This window comes from Mucilaginibacter sp. PAMB04274 (assembly GCF_039634385.2).
Lineage (GTDB): Bacteria > Bacteroidota > Bacteroidia > Sphingobacteriales > Sphingobacteriaceae > Mucilaginibacter.
Genome location: NZ_CP155081.2, coordinates 994,472 through 1,016,080 on the forward strand (window position 1 = coordinate 994,472; position 21,609 = coordinate 1,016,080).

Here is a 21,609-nt window from a genome sequence, read left to right on the forward strand (position 1 = left end):
GTAGCAAACATGTTATAAAATAGCAAGTTGTCTATCCAATAGATTTGTCATTCGGGCAACCACAATTGCCGCCAATTAAACCAAAAGACGAATTTTTGTAAGGATGAGAAGCTTGCCCACGCTTGATCTTGCCGTTATTGCCATTTACCTGCTTGCTATGCTACTGGTAGGCTTCTACTTTTCGCGCAAAAACAAGAATTCAGAACAGTTTACCAAGGCATCGGGCAGTATACCGGGCTGGGCATTAGGTATTTCCATATACGCTACCTTTCTGAGCAGTAATACGTTTTTAGGCGTGCCGGGCAAAACCTTCGGCACCAATTGGAATGCCTTTGTATTCAGTATTTCCATGCCACTGGCCGCCTGGATTGCCGCCAAATATTTTGTGCCATTTTACCGCCACACGGGTGAAGTATCGGCTTACACGCACCTTGAGCACCGTTTTGGGGCATGGGCACGTACTTATGCTGTTGTGTGTTTTTTGCTTACGCAATTAGCCCGCATGGGGTCTATTTTTTTTGGTATAGCACTCAGCTTACAGGCCCTTACAGGATTCAGTATGAAGCTTATCATCCTGTCTATGGGTATTTGTATCATCATTTATACTGTACTCGGAGGTATTGAAGCCGTAATATGGACAGAAGTTGTACAGGGCATTGTTAAAACTTTTGGTGCATTGCTAATTCTGTACATTATTATAACAAATATGCCGGGTGGCGTAAGCAAGATTGTAGATATAGGGCATACTGACAGCAAATTTAGTTTGGGAAGTTACATGCCCGATTTTAAGCAGTCTACTTTTTGGGTTGTGCTGTTGTACGGCTTTTTTATTAATCTTAATAATTTTGGCATGGACCAAAATTATGTACAACGCTATCATACGGCTACGTCTTCAAAGCAGGCTGTCAAATCAATATGGTTGTGTGTGGTGCTGTATGTGCCGGTATCGCTGCTGTTTTGCATCATAGGCTCAAGTTTATACGCCTATTACCAGGTTCATCCCGAGCTAACAGAGGCAATACGCCATCAAGTAGCGGTGGAACGTTTGCCGCAGGGGGCCTCTGCCATAGACATCGCAAAAACGATTGCCAGCCTTAAGCCCGAAGATTACGGCGATAAGGTAATGCCCAACTTTATGGTTACCAAAATACCCGCCGGCCTGGTAGGGCTAATTGTCTCTGCTATTCTCTCGGCTGCCATGAGCACCATTAGTTCGGGCATGAATGCCTCTGCAACGGTGTTTTCAGAAGATATTTACAAGCGATACTTTAAGCCGGGTATTACCGAAAAACAAACCATGACCTTACTGCACGTGGCTACTATTGTAGTAGGTGTAGCCGGCGTAGCAGCCGGTATAGCGATGATTGGCGTAAAAAGCGTGCTGGACGTATGGTGGCAGTTATCGGGCATATTTGCCGGTGGCATGTTAGGGCTGTTTTTACTGGGCATTATCAGTAAACAAACCCGCAACCATGAGGCTATTCTGGCCATTACCATTGGCATAGTGGTAATCATCTGGATGACGCTCTCCCCCTTATTACCTGCCGAATACGGATGGTTACGCAACTCGCTGCATCAAAACATGGTAATTGTGGTTGGCACGCTTGCGATTTTTTTGGTTGGGTTGCTAGCAACTAAACTGCGTAAGGCAGGCATCTTATCCTCACCTGTAAACAAATAATATTGTATTTATCTATCATACCATGACTAACAGTCCTGACAATAACAAAAAAGGTTTTATTCCGGTTATGCTAACGCCCTTTACCAACAGTGGCGCTGTAGACTTTGATGCGCTGGCCTCCCTTACCGAGTTTTATCTGGAGGCAGGGGCCGCCGGCCTTTTTGCTAACTGCCTATCCAGCGAAATGTTTGAACTCGAGGAAGATGAGCGCATACAGATTATTAACCAGGTTGTTAAGGTAACCAATGGTGTGGTGCCGGTAGTAGCAACGGGAACCTTTGGCGGGCCTATTGAAGAACAGGCAGATTTTGTAAAAGAGGTTTATGATACCGGTGTGCAGGCTGTAATTGCCATAACTGGTTTGCTGGCCGGCAGTGATGAACCCAATGCTATTTTTAACAACCGTGTTGAGCAACTTTTACAGCTAACCGATAATGTTCCGCTTGGCTTTTATGAGTGCCCGGTACCTTACAAGCGCCTGCTTGGCGCCGAACAGCTAAAGCAATTTGTAGCCAGCGGAAGGGTAATTTACCATAAAGATACCTGTTTGGACATAGAGCAAGTGAAAGCAAAAATTGCTGCTACACAAAATTACCCCGCCTTCGGCCTGTATGATGCCTACCTGGTGCATGCTGTGGAATCATTAAAGGCTGGTTCGGCAGGCTTATCATGCATACAAGGCAACTATTTTCCGGAGCTTATTGTATGGTTATGCAATAACTACAACAATCAGGCACTTGTTGAGCAGGTTCAATTGGTACAACAATTTTTAACAAGTAATATGGACGTAATGCACAATGTTTACCCTACGGTATCAAAATATTATCTGCAGCAGCGTGGCGTAAATATTTCAACGTTCACCAGGCGTGATGTTGGCCCGTTTACCAGTCAAAATAAGCAGGAAGTAGAGTTGTTATTTCATAATTACGAACGTTTACAACAGCAAATAGGTCTTACAAGTGTATTATAGCTAAAAATTGGCATGTAATAGCATGTCTGTTTATTTGATTCGGTGCAATCATTAGGATATAGTACCGCGTAGTTAACAATTTCACATCATTTCTTATTATTGTTATATATTTTCTTAAAATATATATGTTGTTTTTATGAGCCTGTTATTTAACTGGCGTCAAAATAATGTACAGGATTGGTTCACTACAATAAATGCTATCAAAAAGCTTGATGAAAGTTTGTTTTGTTAGAAAAGCCTTATGATAACATCCTATAGTAAATAGATAAAAAACTGTAAAAAAACCGACCGCCTATACAGCATATTTGTAAAGCTAACCAGTTTGTAAAGCAAACAAAAATTATAAATCATAACCTAATTGGTCTTATAAGCTGCTAAAAATCAGTTTATTGTGTTTTGTTTACACTAAGGCTTAGTGTAATTAATGGCGGTTTGTATAAAGTCGTTTGTTAGGGTTCAATTTATATCATTGGCTTCGCTGGTTACTTTAATAATATGATAAATCCAAGTAATCAAAAGCAAGTTCTATTAGTAGCCAGTGGTGATTTAAGGCTGTCGGCAAATCAAAACTGTTGGGCTGCCCAGCAGGAGATGGAAAGCTTGTTAACTGCTGCAATTCAAAAACAAGGTTGGACCGTACAACGCGCCCACGTTTATGACGAAGTAAAGCAGCATGGTTTTATCGATTCTCAAAAAATGGGTATCGAAGTTTTTCGCAGCCTTGACCCTAATCAGCCTATTATTGTAGCCGAAAGCGTTTGGCAATATACACATCACGTACTAGCCGGCTTAACCACGCATAAAGGCCCTGTATTAACTTTAGCTAACTGGAGCGGTACCTGGCCGGGCCTGGTAGGTATGCTAAATCTGAATGGTTCTTTAACCAAGGCCGGTGTAAACTATAGCACCCTTTGGAGCGAAGACTTTACAGACGCTTTTTTTACCCATAAGCTTCAGGAGTGGCTGCAAACCGGTAAAATTAAACACGATCAAACTCATGTTAAAAGCTATGATCTGGTAAGCATCCCGCTGGAGGATGAAGCTACCGGGCGCAACTTTGCTCAAAAGCTTAAGCATAATAAAGCTATTATGGGCGTGTTTGACGAGGGTTGCATGGGCATGTTCAATGCCATTGTTCCGGATGACCTGCTGCATGCGACCGGTATATTTAAGGAACGTTTAAGTCAATCATCGTTATACGCCGCCATGCGCGAGGTTAAAGACGAAGAGGCCCGCGAGGTATTAAATTGGCTTTTAAACAAAGGCATGCAGTTTAACTGGGGCACCAATCCCGAAACAGAACTTACCGAGGCGCAAACGTTGGAGCAATGCAAAATGTACATTGCTGCCACCCGTATTGCTGATAATTTTGGTTGCGATACCATAGGTATTCAATACCAGCAAGGCTTAAAAGATCTTACCGCTGCCAGTGATCTGGTAGAAGGCTTACTGAATAATCAGGATCGCCCCCCTGTTTTTTCAACCGAAGGTAAAGAACTTTATGCAGGCGATGCACTGCCACACTTTAATGAGGTAGACGAATGCGCCGGTATTGACGCACTGGTAACTTACCACTTGTGGAAAGAGCTGGGCATGCCTGGTGAAACCACCCTGCACGATTTACGCTGGGGCGAACATTTTAAAGGCGATGGTATTGATGATTTTGTTTGGGTGTTCCTGATATCGGGCGCTGCACCACCTGCTCACTTTATTGGCGGCTACGAGGGTGCATCGAGCGACAGACAGCCTGCCATGTATTTCCGTTTAGGTGGTGGAAGCCTAAAGGGTATTAGCAAACCAGGTTTCCTGGTTTGGAGCCGCATTTATGTAATGGATAACCAGTTGCACTGCGATATTGGCGTAGGCGAATCTGTTTTACTGCCCGATGCCGAAACCCATCGCCGCTGGGAGCTTACCACACCACAATGGCCCATTATGAACGCAACGCTTAAAGGCGTAACGCAAAACCAGTTAATGGGGCGCCATAAAGCCAACCACATACAAGTAGTATACGCTACTGATGAGCAACAAGCGCATAGGGCCTGCCGTATAAAAGCGGCTGCCTTGCAGGAACTGGGCATAAAAGTGCACTTCTGTGGCGATGTGAATTTTACAAACTCTGCTAATTAAAAAGATAGATATAGATGAAAAGGATTGTATTCAATGTATTGATGTTGCTGCTGTTAGTGCAGGTATTACCGGCGCTGGCGCAAGACAATACTACGGCAGTTGAAAAAGAGATTGCTTACCGCAAAACGGTGTTTCAACGTTCGGCAAAAATTGTAAAGGCCCTTAACTTACCCGATTCAGTACAGGCGCTTAAAATAACCAACATTGTTGCCAAACAGTACCAGGACCTGAATGATATTTATGTGCTGCGCGATAATAAAAAGTCAGTCATCAAAACTGAAACGGGCGACAACAAAGAAGCCGCAACTGTTAAGCTGAAAGCCGTTGAAGAGGAAGTGACTGCCAGTATTGATAAGCTGCACCCGCAATATTTAAAAAACTTGTCAAAGGCTGGCTTAACCGCGCAGCAGATTGACCAGATCAAAAACGGTATGACCTATAACGTTTTAAACGTAACCTGGGATGCTTACCAAAAAATGCTGCCTAACCTTACCGAGGCGCAAAAAACGCAGATTATGACCTGGTTAACCGAGGCCCGCGAACATGCCATGGATGCTGAATCGTCTGAAAAAAAACATGCTTGGTTTGGAAAATATAAAGGCCGTATCAACAACTACCTCTCTGCTGCCGGTATTGATATGAAAAAAGAAGAAGCAGCCTGGATGGCCCGCATTAAGGAAGAGAAAGAGAAAACCTCGAAACAATAATGAAGAAGGCACATGCTTACGCCTTTGCCTTTTCTTATATAAAGATAAAGAACCCTAATAATTTAATATGATTTAAAAAGCTGTATCTAATCCCCGAAAAGAAGATTAAACCCAATTATTGAACCACAAAAATTAGAAATGAAGAAATTTTTACTATTCTTACTGCTCTCTGTATTTGCCGGAACGGTGTTCGCACAAACGCGCACTATAACCGGTAGTGTTGTTAGCAGTGATAAAAACGAGCCGCTTGTTGGCGTAACCATACAAGTAAAAGGCAATACCACAGCTGCACAAACAGACGTTAACGGTAGGTACTCATTAAAAGTAACCAACCAGCAAAACGTTGTTTTAACTGTAAAATATGTAGGCTATGCTTACCAGGAGCATACGCTGAGAGTTGGTGAAAACAACCTGGATGTAAAGCTTGTGCCATCTGCCGCAACCAACCTGGAAGATGTAGTTGTTGTTGGTTACGGTACGCAAAGAAAGGCCTCACTTACTGGAGCCGTAGCTCAAATTAATATGAAAGCCGTTGAAGATATACCTTCAACCAATCTTGCAGCTACTTTACGTGGCCAACTACCAAATGTTAGCATATCAGGTGGTGTTGATCGTCCGGGTAATAATGCCAGCATTACCATTCGTAACCCTAAGTTTTTTGCTAAAGACGGTGCAACAGATCCGCTGTATATTATTGATGACGTTCAGCGTACGTTAAATGATTTTAACCTGCTGGATGCTAGTGAGGTTGAAAGTGTAACTATCCTGAAAGATGCAGCTGCAGCCATATACGGTATTTTGGGTGCTAACGGTGTTGTAATCGTAAAAACAAAACGAGGCAAAGCCGGTGCTCCTAAAATCAGCTACAGTGGCTCGTACGGTATAACCGATGCAACGATGCTGCCCACAATGATGAATGGATTACAGCAGGCAACCTACCTGAACGATGTATTGCAGGTTCAAAACAACTTTTTAATAAAGCCTAACGGCGATTATACTAATCCTACCACTGGCGTTACAACCCGCATAACCGGCTATTACACGCCTGATGAGCTTGATTATTTCTCCAAAAATAACTACGATCATATTAAAGAAGCGTGGCAATCATCATACATTATGCGCCATGCAGTAAATGTTAGTGGTGGCAGTGATAAGGCAACCTATTTTGCAGGAACAACTTATACCAAACAGAACTCAAATTTTGCAGGTGTAAGTACGGATAAGCTAACGTTCAGATCGAGTGCTGATGTAAGGGTAGCAAATGGTTTAAAAGTAGCCGCATCGGTAAGTGGTGCATTTGGTAATAATAAAAGGTATTATTTTAAGCAAGGCTCTGAAAGTTTGAATAACGATTTTATCTCATTGTTAGCTATCCCGCAATTCAGGCCTATGTACTATAATGGTTTGCCTGTATTGCAGGCTACCAATACAGGTTCAACAGAAGGAGCTCACTTTTTTGAAGTACAACGGTTAGATAACTACACGTTGCAAAGAAGTACGATGCTGAACGTGCAGTTGAATGCTGACTATGAGGTTCCGTTTATTAAGGGGTTAAAAGCCAGTTTGAGCTATAACCGTAACATCAATAACGATTTTAGCAAACAATACGGTACACGCTATAACCTGTACAATTTTGAGGGAACAGGTGACAACAAGCATATTGTTGGTGGTAACCTTGTAAATGTTGTGTCTGCCAAAAATGGCGATATCGTAAGATTTAATCCGGGCTTTTTAGACGTGTATCAGTTTAATGGTATCTTAAACTATGCCAATAAATTCGGTAAACATGATATCTCAGCAATTGCATTATTTGAACAGCGCGATACACACGGTGAAACACTGGTAGCGTTACGCGAAGGCACTTTAGTTGGCGGGTTTGATAATATGAACTTTGCAACCGGCGCACAAGCGACCGACCAAGCCAATGGGCAGATAAAGAATTTTGGACGCCTTGCATATGCCACTCGTGTAAACTATGCTTATGACAGCAAATATCTGGTAGAAGTATCTTTACGTACAGATGCTAACAATAATTTTGCCCCTGGTAAACAATATGGTTTCTTCCCGTCAGGCTCATTAGGATGGGTAATATCTGAAGAAGGGTTCTTTAAAAATAAAGTAAAATTTGTCGACTTCCTGAAAGTTAGAGGGTCAGTTGGTTTATTGGGTAACGATAGTTCCAAACCTTTCTTATATCAGGAAAACTACAAACTCGAAACCTCAAAAGCGGCCGTGTTTGGCGGTAACAATGACCGAGGTTTAACTTACGCACCTAACGTTGTTATTGCAAATGCAAATACTACTTGGGATAGTAATTTGACTACAAACTTTGGTATTGATGCACAACTTTTCAGCAACAGACTGTCGTTAACAGCTGATGGGTACTTTTCGCACAGATATAATATGCTTTCGGCATTAACTTCTTCGGTACCTGCAACTATTGGAACAGCTCCACCGACAGAAAACTTTGCTTCAGTTAATACCTTTGGTTACGAAATATCACTGGGATGGAGAGATAGAATAGGTAAAGATTTCACTTATAACTTTAGTCCATTCTTTGCATGGAGTGATGACAGGAATTTAGTTGTTGACCAACCACTGGGCAATGTTGGTACCTATCTTGAAGCTAATGGTTTTTCAAGCGATAAAGGAACGCTGGCTTACCATACTTTGGGCATGTTCAGGTCACAGGCAGAGGCTGATGCCTATGTTGTAGCTCATCCTGGTTACACTATTAAAGGTCAAAAGCCAATGGCGGGTATGTTATACTACCAAGACGTTAGGGGCCCGATGGATGCTTCAGGCCGCTATACCGCTCCTGATGGTAAGATTAATGATGAGGACATGGATTACCTCACTAACAAAGCTGACAATCACTATAGCCTTGGTTTAAACTTTGGCGCTGGTTATAAAGGTATAACGTTGGCGGTAACTATGGGTATGAGCTTTGGTGGGCAGGGTGCAATTGAAGGCGATGCACGTAAACAGGCAACTGCTACCATTAATCGTCCGGAGTTTTGGTCAGATCACTGGACACCAGAAAATCCTAACGCAAAATACCCAAGTCCATACTATAAAGATACTTATGATCTTCCATCAGACTTCTGGTTCGTTAGTTCCTATACTTTCAGAGTATCAAACGTTAATTTAGGTTATGCTTTCCCGGCATCTTTAACCAAGAAGATGGGCATTGGCAGCTTGCGTGCATTTGCAGTAGCAACCAATCCTTTAAACTTCTACAACCCGTTCACCTACCGGGATAATGCCTCGCCGTATAACGTATATCCAAACTTAAAATCGATATCGTTTGGTTTAAATGTTGGTTTTTAATCAGTAACAAAATGAAAAAATTATATACAGTAATAATAGCGGCTTTATGTGTGCCAATGCTGCTTACAAGTTGTAAGAAAGCATTAGATAATGTTGACGAAAACTACTCAGTGGCCAGTCAGATATTTAACGACTCAACATTAGCGGTATTAAATCTTAATTATATTTACGAGCAGAATTTACCAGGCTGGGCAGGCATTAGCCCAAGTAGCGCTATCTCAAACCCCACAGGTATTTCTGATGAAGGATATGCAGATGTGAAGTTTTTTAGAGGAACTTTAGGTGTTTCTGAAGTGGGTGATATTGCAACCGGTGTAAACGTAACCAATAATTATGGAAAGATACGTTTTATCAACACATTCATCAGAGATGTTAAAGCAGGCTCGCTGCCAGCAGGTACTAAAAATCGCTTAATATCTCAGGCGTTGTTTTTGCGCGCTTTCAGATATTTTGACCTGGTTCGCCTTTATGGCGGTGTACCGTTGGTGTTAACACCTTTAGAGGCAGTTGGCGATGAGGCCAAGGAGGCCGCATTGGTTCCCCGTAGCAAAACTTCAGATTGTATTAAGCAAATAACTGCCGATTTAGATACCGCGATTAAGTACCTGCCAAAAAAATGGGCATCATCTGCTGATTGGGGACGTTTTACTGCTGGCGCAGCAGCAGCCTTTAAAGGTCGTGTATTAATTACCTGGGCTAGTCCGCAATTTGTTACCGAAGGTGTGAGTGATCCAAATGCACCAGCAAGCATCCCTGAAAGGTGGGAAGCAGCTTATAATACCTGCAAGCAAGCGGTAACACTTTTAGGTACCGATTGGAAACTTAATACTTCTTACCAAAATATGTGGTTTTCAGAAGTTAGCAATCCCGAAGCCGTAATGGTGACCGGTTATAATAATCTTACAACAGAAACCCGCAAACCGAACACCTATGATAATCAGGCCCGTCCTGCTTATATGGGAACAGGTAGCAGCAGTACTTATCAGCCAACCTGGGAAATGGTAAAGGCCTACCCAATGCTTGACGGTAAGGCACCCGGCACATCAACAAAGTACACTTACAACGATCAGAATTTTTATCAAAACCGTGATCCGCGCTTCAATGCAACTATAGCCTACAATGGCGCCGTGTGGCCACTCATAGGAAATCAAAACTACCGTTTATGGACTTATTTTGTTAGCAACAAAACTGTTGAACCAGGCACAGCCAGTACAACAGGTTTTTATTGCCGCAAGGCGGTTGATCCAAGTGTACTGCAAAGTAACGTGCAGTTTGTTGGAACCGACTGGATGGAGATACGTTATGCCGAAGTATTATTAAATCTTGCGGAGGCGGCCGCTGCCACTAACCGCCCTCAAGAAGCTTATGACAACTTGATTTTGGTACGTGCAAGGGCTGGTATTGAAAAAGGGGCGGATAATTTATACGGTTTATCAGCAGGTTTAAGTGGAGCTGCACTTATTAATGCTGTAATGTATGAGCGCCAGATTGAATTTGCTTTTGAAGGTAAACGCTTCTGGGATTTACGCCGCCGCAAATTATTTGCATCGGTATTAAACGGTAAAGTACGTACAGGTAAACAAATCAACCTGAATGCCGGAGCACCTGCAAGCCTTTCAACATCACCTTACGTAGGTCGCGATGCATTGACAAATGATCAGGCGTATGCATTCTTTACTATTCTTCCAAAAAACCTGGATAATGGATACACCATTGCCTGGAAAGATGAATACTATTTCTTCGGGATACCCCAGGCTACAATGACTAATAATCCTAAAATACAGCAAAATAAGGGTTGGGGTGGTAATTTCGATCCGCTTCAATAGTTGGGCTACTATAATAAAAAAGGGAAGTACATGTACTTCCCTTTTTTATTATAGTATTGTATGATATTAACAGACGGTAGTGGTTTGTAAAAGGTGCTTAAATTGACTTAACACTCATTTATGTGCCTTTGTAACAACTTTGCTATCATTAGCCTTTAAACACTTGAGAAGTGGTTATGCTAATATGTTACAAGAGTTTGTTAAGATTTTATATAAAATGCCAAGCCGTACAGTGCATATTTGAAATAGTTAAATTTTAGAAACCAAGAATTACCTAAGTTTCCTTTACTGTATTTGTAACTTGTTTTAATTGGTAGTCTGCTTGAGGCTTACTAATTAGAAACACGATTAAGTACATATTTAAAACCGCTATATAATGAGAAAAAGCTTTTTCCTGCTATCGCTGTGTTCGGCTGCATTTTTTGCCAAACCAGTGATGGCCCAATACCCTCAAATTCCGGCCGATGTTGCCGCCGCCAGCAATGCCATGATGAAGGAGGCAACACGCAAGTCAGACTCGGCCTGGAAGATTGCTTACACAGCTGTTGATTATGATATGCGCCATGGCAAACCTTATATTCCATGGGCTGCGCGTCCAAATGATTTACCGCAGGCAGATCTACTGGCTTTCCCAGGAGCAGAAGGTGGCGGTGCACACTCATTTGGCGGTCGTGGTGGTAAGGTATATGTGGTAACCAGCCTGGCCGATAGCGGCCCCGGCACTTTGCGCTGGGCATGTGAGCAGGGTGGTGCACGTATAATCGTTTTTAACGTTTCAGGTATCATCCGCATTAAAAGCCCGCTCATCATCCGGGCACCATATATTACTATCGAAGGCCAGTCGGCCCCGGGCAGTGGTATCTGTGTGGCAGGCGAATCAGTTTGGATTAACACGCACGATGTAGTGCTGCGCTATATGCGTTTCCGCCGTGGCGAAACGAATGTGGGCCGCCGTGATGATTCGCTAGGCGGCAACCCGGTAGGTAATATCATTATCGACCATTGTTCAACCAGCTGGGGATTGGATGAAAATATGTCCATCTACCGTCACATGTTCGATCCGGGCGATGGCTCAAAAGAAGAAAAGCTGGGTACGGTTAACGTAACCATTTCCAACTGTATCTACTCAGAATCGTTAGATACCTGGAACCATGCTTTTGGCAGTACTACCGGTGGCGAAAATAGCTTGCTTGTACGCAACTTATGGGCCGATAATACCGGCCGTAACCCATCAATTGGCTGGAACGGCATTTACAACTTTGTAAACAACGTAGTATTTAACTGGGTACACCGCTCAATGGATGGCGGCGATTACACAGCTAAATTTAACATCATCAACAATTATTTTCAACCAGGCCCGGCCACGCCTAAAAACGAGCCGGTTGGTCACCGTATTTTGAAACCCGAATCAGGCCGTTCTAAATTAAAAGAGCGTGTATTTGGTATGGCTTATGTGAATGGTAACGTAATGGAAGGCTATCCTAAAATTACTGCTGATAACTGGGCTGGCGGCGTTCAGGTAGAAGGTGAGGGCGGTAAAGAGATGGCCGACGCCGGTCAGTATACCGATTACATGAAATGGAACAAGCCTTTCCCTATGCCGGCTGTTAAAATATCGTCAGCTCATGCTGCCCGCCAATTCGTGTTAACCAATGCAGGTGCAACCCTACCCGTGCGTGATGCTGTGGATGCGCGCATTATCAAACAAGTGGCTACCGGTAAAATTGAATACAAAGAAGGCGTTAAACTGCCTGATACACAATTTAAACATCGCCGCCTGCCAATTGACTCGTACAAGATTGGAATCATAACTGATCCAAGCCAGGTAGGTGGTTATCCTGATTATAAAGGTACGCCTTATAAAGACAGTGATAACGATGGTTTACCTGATGCCTGGGAAACAGCGCATGGGTTAAATCCTAAAAATGCGGCAGATTCACCAGCCCTTGCTAAAAATGGCGGAGGTTACAGCAACATCGAAGTATACTTAAATGAGTTAGCTAAAAAAGGCGAAAGAGCACAGCATCAGCTAAATAATTTAAATGACAGTAAGTTTTAACAAGAACATAAGATTTTTGGTTGGTTGCATGTTAGGGTGCATGTTTATACATGCGCCCGCATGGAGCCAAAAGGCGCCGCCTAAAGCTAAGCCCCAACCACCAGTAGCCGCTGACAAGAGCGGCAAACTTGTTTATGCGGTTGATGCCAAAGGAGATCGCATACCCGATTATTCGTACGCCGGCTATAAAGCCTCAGAGCAGGCCATACCCGATGTGGCTGTTAAAGTAGTGGTGCCCGTAAAAGCAGGTGACGCTACTTTGCGTATACAAGCTGCACTGGATTATGTAGCATCGCTACCCATTGGTAAGGATGGTTTTAGGGGAGCTGTGTTACTTAGTAAAGGAACATACGAGGTAGGCGGTAGCTTAAAAATAAATGCATCGGGCGTGGTGCTGCGTGGCAGTGGCATGAGGAATGGCGGCACAACACTTATTGCGGCAGGTACCGATCGTGAAACTTTTATTCGGGTAGCCGGGCAAGGCAACCGCATGGTAAGCGATACGCTGAAAATTACCGAAGCCTATGTACCGGTTAATGCAACGTCTTTAAAGGTAGCATCGGGTAAGTTTAAAGCAGGTGATGAGATACTCATTCGCAGGCCAAGCACCAAGAACTGGATTGACTTTCTTAAAACTGATCACTTTGGTGGCGGCATTACCACCCTGGGCTGGAAGCCGGGCGAGCGTGATATTGTTTGGGACAGAAAAGTAACTGCTGTAAACGGTAACACCATTACTGTTGATGCGCCGTTAACAACAGCGCTTGACTCTGCTTATGGTGGTGGTCTGGTAAGTCATTACGCCTGGGCTGGCCGAATTGAAAATATTGGTGTCGAAAACCTACGCCTGCAATCTGCTTATAACGCAGCTAATCCTAAAGATGAGGCCCACCGATGGATGGCCATTACGCTCGAAAATGTGCGCGATGCCTGGGTACGGCAGGTAACTTTTGAGCATTTTGCCGGTTCGGCCGTGTTTGTGCTCGAAAGCGGCAATCGTATCACTGTTCAGGATTGTAAATCACTAGCTCCGGTTTCAGAAATAGGTGGCTATCGCCGCAATACATTTTGGACCATGGGCGGGCAAACCTTGTTTCAGCGTTTATACGCCGAGCAGGGCTTTCATGATTTTGCTGTGGGCTATTGTGCGCCCGGACCAACAGCATTTGTGCAATGCCAGGCTTTGCAGCCGTACAGTTTTAGCGGTCCAATTGATAGCTGGGCTTCGGGCGTGCTATATGATGTGATGAATATAGATGGACAGGCCTTAAGTTTAATGAATCGCGGCCAGGATGGTCAAGGTGCCGGCTGGAATGCCGCAAACAGCCTTTTCTGGAATTGTAGTGCAGCACGTGTAGATTGCTACCAGCCACCAGGCGCTCAAAACTGGGCATTTGGTACCTGGGCACAATTTGCAGGCGATGGCTACTGGGGCGATTCAAATAATACGCTTAGTCCGCGCAGCTTTTACTACACGCAGCTAAAACAGCGTTTAGAACGGGATATCAGCAAACAAGCCGATATTTTAGACATTGAGACCGAGGCATCGAGCAGTCCATCTGTAAAGGTAGCTGCTCAGCTCACGGCTAATTCGGTAAAACCTGCAGTAACTATTAGCGATTGGATTGACCAGGTACCGCAGCGCTACGCTATACCGGTTAATGCACAAGGTGTAAAAACTATAGACCAAATTGGTTATAAACAACCTGTTGCCCCAGCTATGGCAGGAGTAATGCAGGTAAGTAATGGCTGGTTAGTTAGAGGAAATTCGGTACTGAGTGGCATGCGCATGGATGCCCCCTGGTGGAATGGTTCTATCGATCCGGTGTATCTTAAAAAAGGAGCAAAGCCAGCTCTTACCCGTTGGGTACCTGGCCGTACAGGCACCGGTTTGACTGATGATTTGAACGAAGTTGCTAACTGGATGCAAAAGCAGCACCTGATAGGTTTTGAACAAAACTACGCTTTGTGGTATGAACGCCGCCGCGACGACCACGAGCGCATACGCCGTATAGATGGCGATGTTTGGGCTCCCTTTTATGAATTACCCTTTGCCCGTAGCGGTAAAGAAACCGCATGGGATGGCCTGAGCAAGTACGATATTACGCAATACAATAAGTGGTACTGGAGCCGCCTGAAACAGTTTGCCACCCTGGCCGATCAAAAGGGCTTGGTACTTATAAACCAAAATTATTTTCAGCATAATATTATTGAGGCCGGTGCCCATTATGCCGATTTCCCTTGGCGACCTGTTAACAATATTAACAATACCGGTTTCCCTGAGCCAGTACCTTACGCAGGTGATAAACGTGTGTTTATGTCTGAGCAGTTTTACGATGTAAACCATCCGGTACGCCGCAAGCTGCATCAGGCTTTCATCCGCCAAAACCTTGATAATTTTACCGGCAACAACGGCGTCATACAAATGATTGGCGCTGAGTTTACCGGTCCGCTGCACTTTGTTCAGTTTTGGGTAGAAACCATACAACAGTGGGAGAAAGAAAAAGGCAAGAAGGCCATTATTGGCTTAAGCACTACTAAAGACGTGCAAGACGCTATCCTGGCCGATCCTGTCCGTTCCTCAGCTATTGATGTGATCGATATCCGTTACTGGCACTATCAGGCCGATGGCAGCGCTTATGCACCTGCTGGCGGCCTGAACCTTGCGCCTCGTCAGCATGCCCGTTTACTAAAGCCCAAGGCAACATCGTTCGAGCAGGTTTACCGTGCAGTAAAAGAGTACCGACAAAAGTATCCCGAAAAGGCAGTCATCTACTCGGGCGATAGCTTCGATAAATTTGGTTGGGCTGCTTTTATAGCCGGTGGTTCATTACCAAATTTACCTGCAGGTGTTAATCAGCAGCTGTTGGCCGATGCTATAGGTATGAAAGCCTTAGAGCTAACCGGCAATCCTAAGGATCAATGGGCACTGGGCAATCCGGCTAAAGGTTTTATTATTTACAGCAATACCGGAGCTGTAGCTCCGGTTGCAACGGATGCAAATGCCAATTACCAGGTTAATTGGATAGATCCCAGAACAGGCAATAACTTATCGGCACCTAAGCAAATGAAAGGCGCTAAACTTGTCGGTTTGCAAAGCCCGGCTAACGGCGCTGCGGTATTGTGGTTAAAACGTATTTAAAGTTATGTCAAAAAAAATCATCTGCATATTATTTTTGGCGGTTATAGGCTTTGCTTTTATAGTGAAAGAGCCTGCACAACTGCCCCAGCTTAAAGTATCATCTAACAAACGCTATTTCACTACCGATAACGAAAAGCCGTTCTTTTGGCTGGGTGATACAGGCTGGCTGCTGTTCTCTAAACTCAATCGTGATGAGGCAGAAAAGTACCTGGAAGCCCGCCGCAAGCAAGGATATAACGTAATACAAGTAATGGTTATTCACGACATTAATGAAGTGAACATTTACGGCGATTCGGCTTTAGTTTCGGCCAACATTACCAAGCCTAAAATTACCCAGGGCAGTAATCCGGCTAATACTACAGAATACGATTATTGGGACCATGTAGACTGGATTGTAGACCGTGCAGCCGAAAAGGGTTTGTACATGGCTTTGGTACCTGTTTGGGGATCGGTTGTCAAATCAAAAACCGGTCATGTTAATTCGGCTAATGCTAAAGTTTATGCTGATTTTTTGGCCGAACGTTATAAAAACCGAAGCAACGTAATTTGGATGAATGGCGGCGATATTGCCGGCAGCGATTCAACACAGGTATGGAACACCATTGGCAGCACCCTGCGCACCGGTAATCCCGACAAACTGATCACTTATCACCCCCGTGGCCGTACGCAATCATCCACCTGGTTTCATAACGAAAACTGGCTGGACTTTAATTGCTTCCAATCTGGCCACCGTACTTATGCACAAGATACCTCTGCCAAAGACTTAAAGTATGGCGAGGATAACTGGAAATACGTAAAAGTTGATTACAACAAAACGCCAGTTAAGCCTACGCTGGATGCCGAGCCATCGTACGAAAAAATACCTTACGGTTTACATAACGTTAAACTGCCGCGTTGGAAAGCTGCCGATGTTCGTCGCTATGCCTACTGGTCGGTATTTGCAGGTGCTTGCGGTTACACGTATGGCAATAATGATGTAATGCAAATGCATAAGCCTACTGATAAAGGCAGTGCTTACGGCTCCAAGGAATACTGGTACCAATCCATTAACGATCCGGGTGCGCTGCAAATGCAGTATGTGAAAAAACTGATGCTTTCGCGCTCGTATTTCGACCGTGTACCCGATCAGTCTTTGATTGCAGGTAAACAAGGCACACGCTATAATTACTTGCTGGCTACCCGTGGCAGCAACTACGCTATGGTATACACTTATACAGGTAAAAACATAGCGGTGAATACTGCTAAGTTAAAAGGCGCTAAAATAAAAGCTTCTTGGTTCAACCCTCGCACCGGGCAAACCACCCTGGCGGGCACGCAAACCAAAACGGCTACCATGAACTTTAATCCGCCCGGCCAGCCCGCTTACGGCAACGATTGGGTGCTGATACTGGATGTAGTTTAAGGGAAGGAGATAGGTCTGATGAAAAGTTTGAATTCAAAAAGTGGACTGTCATTTCGCGCATATTTGAAGAATCTTCTTAAAGCGAAAAGTCCGTCCGTTCCGAAAGATCTCTTACTATCGTTTAAGACGATAAAGCTTGTTTGGTTGCTGGGCAGCTTAATGCTCATCACATCATGCGCATCCAAAAAAGACGTGTATATGTTCACGTCATTTAATGAGCCGGCCTCGGCAGGTTTGCGTTTGCTGTACAGCACCGATGCTTACAACTGGACCGACTTAAACCATGTTTTTATCAAGCCAGAGGTTGGTGATGCCAAAATAATGCGCGATCCTTCCATTGCTAAGGGGCCGGATGGTACCTTTCATTTGGTGTGGACTACCGGCTGGAAGGCCGATCAAGGTTTCGGCTATGCCAGCTCTAAAGATTTGATTCATTGGTCGGCACAGCAGCATATTAATATTATGGCTAATGAGCCGACTACCGTTAATGTGTGGGCGCCGGAAATATTTTATGACGATGAAGCTAAGCGCTTTATCATTGTATGGGCATCAACCATCCCTTTCCGCTTTCCCAAAGGGCAGGAGGATGAGAATAACAACCACCGCCTTTACTATACTGCCACAACAGATTTTAAAACCTTCACGCCAGCCAAGCTTTTCCTTGATCCAGGCTTCAGTGTAATTGATGCGCAAATTTTAAAGAGAGGCCATCAGGATTATGTACTGGTGATGAAAGATAACACGCGGCCTAACCGTAATATATTGGTGGCTTTTGCCAATAACCCCTTAGGGCCATACCATGACTACTCAAAGCGTTTTACTGAATTGTTTTCTGAAGGCCCTAATGCGACCAAGGCAGGCGATAAATGGCTCATTTACTATGATTCTTATCGCCTGAAACGTTACGGCGCTATGCAAACCACCGACTTTAAAACATTTACCGATATATCAAACCAGGTAAAAGTACCCGAAGGCCACAAGCACGGCACTATATTTAAAGCAAGTAAAAAAACGTTAAATAATATTAAGAAAGAGATAGGCCAGCAGTAATGCAGGCATTATAAAACCTATGAAGATATTGAAATTTAAATATTTGTTAACTGTAGTTACTGCTATAAGTGTGGCAACCATTACTTATGCGCAGGATACGGTACACTATAGCGGTAATACGGTGGTTAATGTTGATTACCATCATGGCCAGCTAACGCCGGTGGTAGGTGTACATAGTCAGCAAATATTCAGGGCCAACCGCGAACACCCCGAGCAGGCCGAGGGCTTTGGGTTTACCTATAATCACGCACCCATGCTGGCTTACTGGAAAAATACTTTTTATGTAGAGTACCTGAGCGATAAAGTGGGCGAGAGTGTGCCACCAGGCCAAACGTTAGTAATTACCTCTAAGGATGGCAATACCTGGTCTAAACCAACAGTTGTTTTTCCACAGTACAAAATACCCGATGGTACTACCAAACCCGGTAACCCGGGCGTTGCTAAAGATTTAATGTCGGTGATGCACCAGCGTATGGGTTTTTATACCTCCAAATTGAACCGCTTGCTGGTACTGGGCTTTTATGGTATTGTGCTGGATGCGCACGACGATCCAAATGATGGCCTGGGTATTGGCCGCGTGGTACGCGAGGTGTTGCCTAATGGTAAATATGGCCCTATCTATTTTATACATTACAATCCTAAATGGAATGAGAGCAACACGTCATACCCTTTCTATAAAAAAAGCAAAGACAAAGGTTTTGTACAGGCTTGTGATGAGCTGATGGCTAACCCGCTCATGATGATGCAATGGGTAGAAGAAACCGACCGTAAAGACCCGCTTATTCCATTACATAAAGAGTACAAGGCATTCAACTATTATCACCTGCCTGATGGCCGTGTAGTTGGCTTATGGAAAAATGCCTTAACCGCCATTAGTACCGATAATGGTAAAACATGGCCACAGAATGCTGCACGTGCACCGCGCTTTGTAAACGCTACCGCCAAAATATGGGGGCAGCGTACCAGCGATGGTAAGTATGCTACGGTGTACAATCCATCCGAATTTAGATGGCCGCTGGCCTTATCGGTAAGTGATGATGGGTTAGATTATAAAAACCTGCTGGTAGTGAACGGCGAAATTTCTACCATGCGTTACGGCGGTAACTACAAATCATACGGTCCGCAGTATGTGCGTGGTATTATTGAAGGTAACGGAACCCCGCCCGATGGTAAAATGTGGGTAACCTATAGCATGAATAAGGAAGATATCTGGGTTTCATTTATTCCGGTGCCGATTGCCAGTACGGTTTCCGAACATGCTAATGAAGATTTTAACAAGTTACCTGCTGGCCATGAACTGGATAAATGGAACACCTTTAGTCCGCAATGGTCGCCTGTGGGTATCGAAAAAGCGCCTGACGGTACCAAAAGCCTTTCGCTGAAAGATGGGGACCGTTTTGACTATGCCAAGGCTGAGCGGGTGGTACCAGTATCTAAAAAGCTGGAAACAGAGTTTACCGTTACACCGGCGCAAAACAATACCGGTATGCTCGATATCGAGTTTCAGGATGAGAAAGGCCAGGCGGCTATCCGCCTAAGTTTCGACTCAACGGGCAACTTCCGGGCAAAGGCAGGGTACCGCTATAAAAACTTTATGAAATACGAGGCTGGTAAGGCCTACACCATTAAGCTGAAGTTTAATGTAGATACCCGTTTCTACTATGTGAATGTAAATGGTAAAGACCTCTCTCCGTCGTTGTTTTTTGCGCCTGTTAACAGCATCAGCCGCGTAGTATTCCGCACGGGTGATGTACGCCGTTTCCCGGATGCCGATACCCCAACAGACCAGAGTTACGACTTGCCTAAAGCTGGCGAACCGGTTAAACAGGCCGCATTCTATATCAAATCGTTTACTACAAAGCCTTATTAATGTTGAAACGTAGTTTCCATATCGCTCTTTTTGCACTGGCTATTTGCGAGTTAAAACCGCTAAGCAGCAAAGCCCAAGTGGTGCTGCCCAATATTTTAGGCAATGGTATGGTTTTACAGCGTAACCGACCGGTACCCATATGGGGCACAGCCGCAGCTGGCGAAAAGGTTACGGTTAAATTCGGCAAGCAACTCAAAACTACCGTTGCCGGTGCTGATGGCAATTGGAAAGTTCTGTTAAGCGCCATGCCAGCATCGGCAAAAGGCGAGAGCCTGATCATAACCGGCACAAATAAAATTACGCTTACTGATGTATTGGTAGGAGAGGTATGGCTATGCTCGGGCCAAAGCAACATGCAGTATGAAATGCGCAAGAACAGCAAAGTGGCCAGGCCCGATACCAGCACGGCTGCATCGCCTATTGATGAGTTAGAACGGGCGCATAACCCGGCTATCCGCATTTTTCTGGTAGACCGCAAACGTCAGGTGAAACCCGATTCAACTCATAGTGGCTGGAGCATAGCGCAGGATTCAGCCTTGCGTAATTTTTCGGCGGTAGGGTATTTCTTTGCTAAAAAGTTGCAACAGGAGTTAAAAGTGCCCGTTGGTGTAATCTCATCAGCAGTAAGCGGCAGCCGTATTGAGCCTTGGATAGATACCACCGCGTACGATAAAGAGCCCTACTTTAAAACCATAAAAGTACCTGCCGATCATGGTAAGTTTTATTACTCCATGATTAAGACCTTGGCGCCTTATGCAATTAAAGGTGTACTATGGTACCAGGGCGAAAGCAATGTGGGCGAAACCACCAGCTATATTTACAAAATGAAGGCGCTAATGGAGAGCTGGCGTAAAGTGTTCCAGAATGCAGCCATGCCTTTTTATTATGTGCAGTTGGCACCCTTCCTCAACTCGCAAGACAAAAAGTTTACTACAGAAACACTGCCTGAGTTTAGAGAAGCGCAGGAGCAAGTGCTGAAAATACCAAACACAGGTATGATCATTACTACCGATTTAAATGATAACGTAAAAAACATTCATCCACCATTTAAGTGGGAAGTGGGTCGGAGGCTGGCGTTGGTTGCCTTAGGTAAAACATATGCTTCAAAAGCTGAGTATTTAGGTCCAGTGTTTAGCAACATGAAAGTAGACCGCGACCAGGCCATTTTAAGCTTTACCCATTTAGGTGGTGGCCTGATTAGCCAGGACGGTAAGCCGCTAACACATTTTACAATTGCGGGTGCCGATAATAAGTTTGTGCCTGCCAATGTAATGATTAAGGACAATCAGTTACTGCTTTCGGCACCGTCTGTTAAAAAGCCGGTTGCCGTACGTTTTGCTTGGGATGAAGCTGCTCAACCTAACTTTTACAACAAAGCCGGGTTGCCCGCTGCACCATTTCGTACTGATAATCCGCTGAATTTTAATCCAAATAATTAAGTG

At 44.3% G+C, this 21,609-nt stretch carries 12 protein-coding genes; all 12 read left to right on the forward strand.

Annotated features, from left to right (window positions below):
• Positions 1-103 precede the first annotated feature (103 nt).
• The 12 genes from ABDD95_RS04120 (at position 104) to ABDD95_RS04175 (ending at position 21,606) form a co-directional block, all read left to right on the forward strand.
• The gene (locus tag ABDD95_RS04120) at positions 104-1,681 is read left to right on the forward strand and encodes a sodium:solute symporter (RefSeq protein WP_345950636.1); all 1,578 of its coding nucleotides are present in this window, start codon (positions 104-106) and stop codon (positions 1,679-1,681) included.
• A 22-nt stretch (positions 1,682-1,703) separates the two neighbouring features.
• Positions 1,704-2,651, forward strand: coding sequence for a dihydrodipicolinate synthase family protein (locus tag ABDD95_RS04125; RefSeq protein WP_345950637.1), 948 nt, complete (start codon positions 1,704-1,706; stop codon positions 2,649-2,651).
• Between the two features lie 495 nt (positions 2,652-3,146).
• The gene (locus ABDD95_RS04130) at positions 3,147-4,781 is read left to right on the forward strand and encodes a fucose isomerase (protein WP_345950638.1); all 1,635 of its coding nucleotides are present in this window, start codon (positions 3,147-3,149) and stop codon (positions 4,779-4,781) included.
• 14 nt (positions 4,782-4,795) lie between these two features.
• A complete protein-coding gene (locus ABDD95_RS04135) occupies positions 4,796-5,488 on the forward strand; it encodes a DUF3826 domain-containing protein (RefSeq protein ID WP_345950639.1) in 693 nt (230 codons plus the stop codon).
• Between the two features lie 138 nt (positions 5,489-5,626).
• A complete protein-coding gene (locus ABDD95_RS04140; protein WP_345950640.1) occupies positions 5,627-8,818 on the forward strand; it encodes a SusC/RagA family TonB-linked outer membrane protein in 3,192 nt (1,063 codons plus the stop codon).
• An 11-nt stretch (positions 8,819-8,829) separates the two neighbouring features.
• Positions 8,830-10,644 (forward strand): RagB/SusD family nutrient uptake outer membrane protein, encoded by a 1,815-nt coding sequence (locus tag ABDD95_RS04145; protein ID WP_345950641.1) that lies wholly within the window; start codon positions 8,830-8,832, stop codon positions 10,642-10,644.
• A 436-nt stretch (positions 10,645-11,080) separates the two neighbouring features.
• Complete coding sequence (locus ABDD95_RS04150) at positions 11,081-12,703, forward strand: polysaccharide lyase (RefSeq protein WP_345952093.1); 1,623 nt, start codon at positions 11,081-11,083, stop codon at positions 12,701-12,703.
• Positions 12,687-15,845: a DUF6298 domain-containing protein gene (locus ABDD95_RS04155; RefSeq protein ID WP_345950642.1), complete on the forward strand. Its 3,159-nt coding sequence runs from the start codon at positions 12,687-12,689 to the stop codon at positions 15,843-15,845. Before ABDD95_RS04150 ends, ABDD95_RS04155 begins: the two co-directional genes overlap by 17 nt.
• A 4-nt stretch (positions 15,846-15,849) precedes the next feature.
• Positions 15,850-17,247: a glycoside hydrolase family 140 protein gene (locus ABDD95_RS04160; protein ID WP_345950643.1), complete on the forward strand. Its 1,398-nt coding sequence runs from the start codon at positions 15,850-15,852 to the stop codon at positions 17,245-17,247.
• Between the two features lie 63 nt (positions 17,248-17,310).
• Positions 17,311-18,297: a glycoside hydrolase family 43 protein gene (locus ABDD95_RS04165; RefSeq protein ID WP_345950644.1), complete on the forward strand. Its 987-nt coding sequence runs from the start codon at positions 17,311-17,313 to the stop codon at positions 18,295-18,297.
• Between the two features lie 19 nt (positions 18,298-18,316).
• Positions 18,317-20,167, forward strand: coding sequence for a six-hairpin glycosidase (locus tag ABDD95_RS04170; RefSeq protein WP_345950645.1), 1,851 nt, complete (start codon positions 18,317-18,319; stop codon positions 20,165-20,167).
• Positions 20,167-21,606, forward strand: a complete 1,440-nt coding sequence (locus tag ABDD95_RS04175) for a sialate O-acetylesterase (protein ID WP_345950646.1) — start codon at positions 20,167-20,169, stop codon at positions 21,604-21,606. Before ABDD95_RS04170 ends, ABDD95_RS04175 begins: the two co-directional genes overlap by 1 nt.
• Positions 21,607-21,609: the final 3 nt, after the last annotated feature.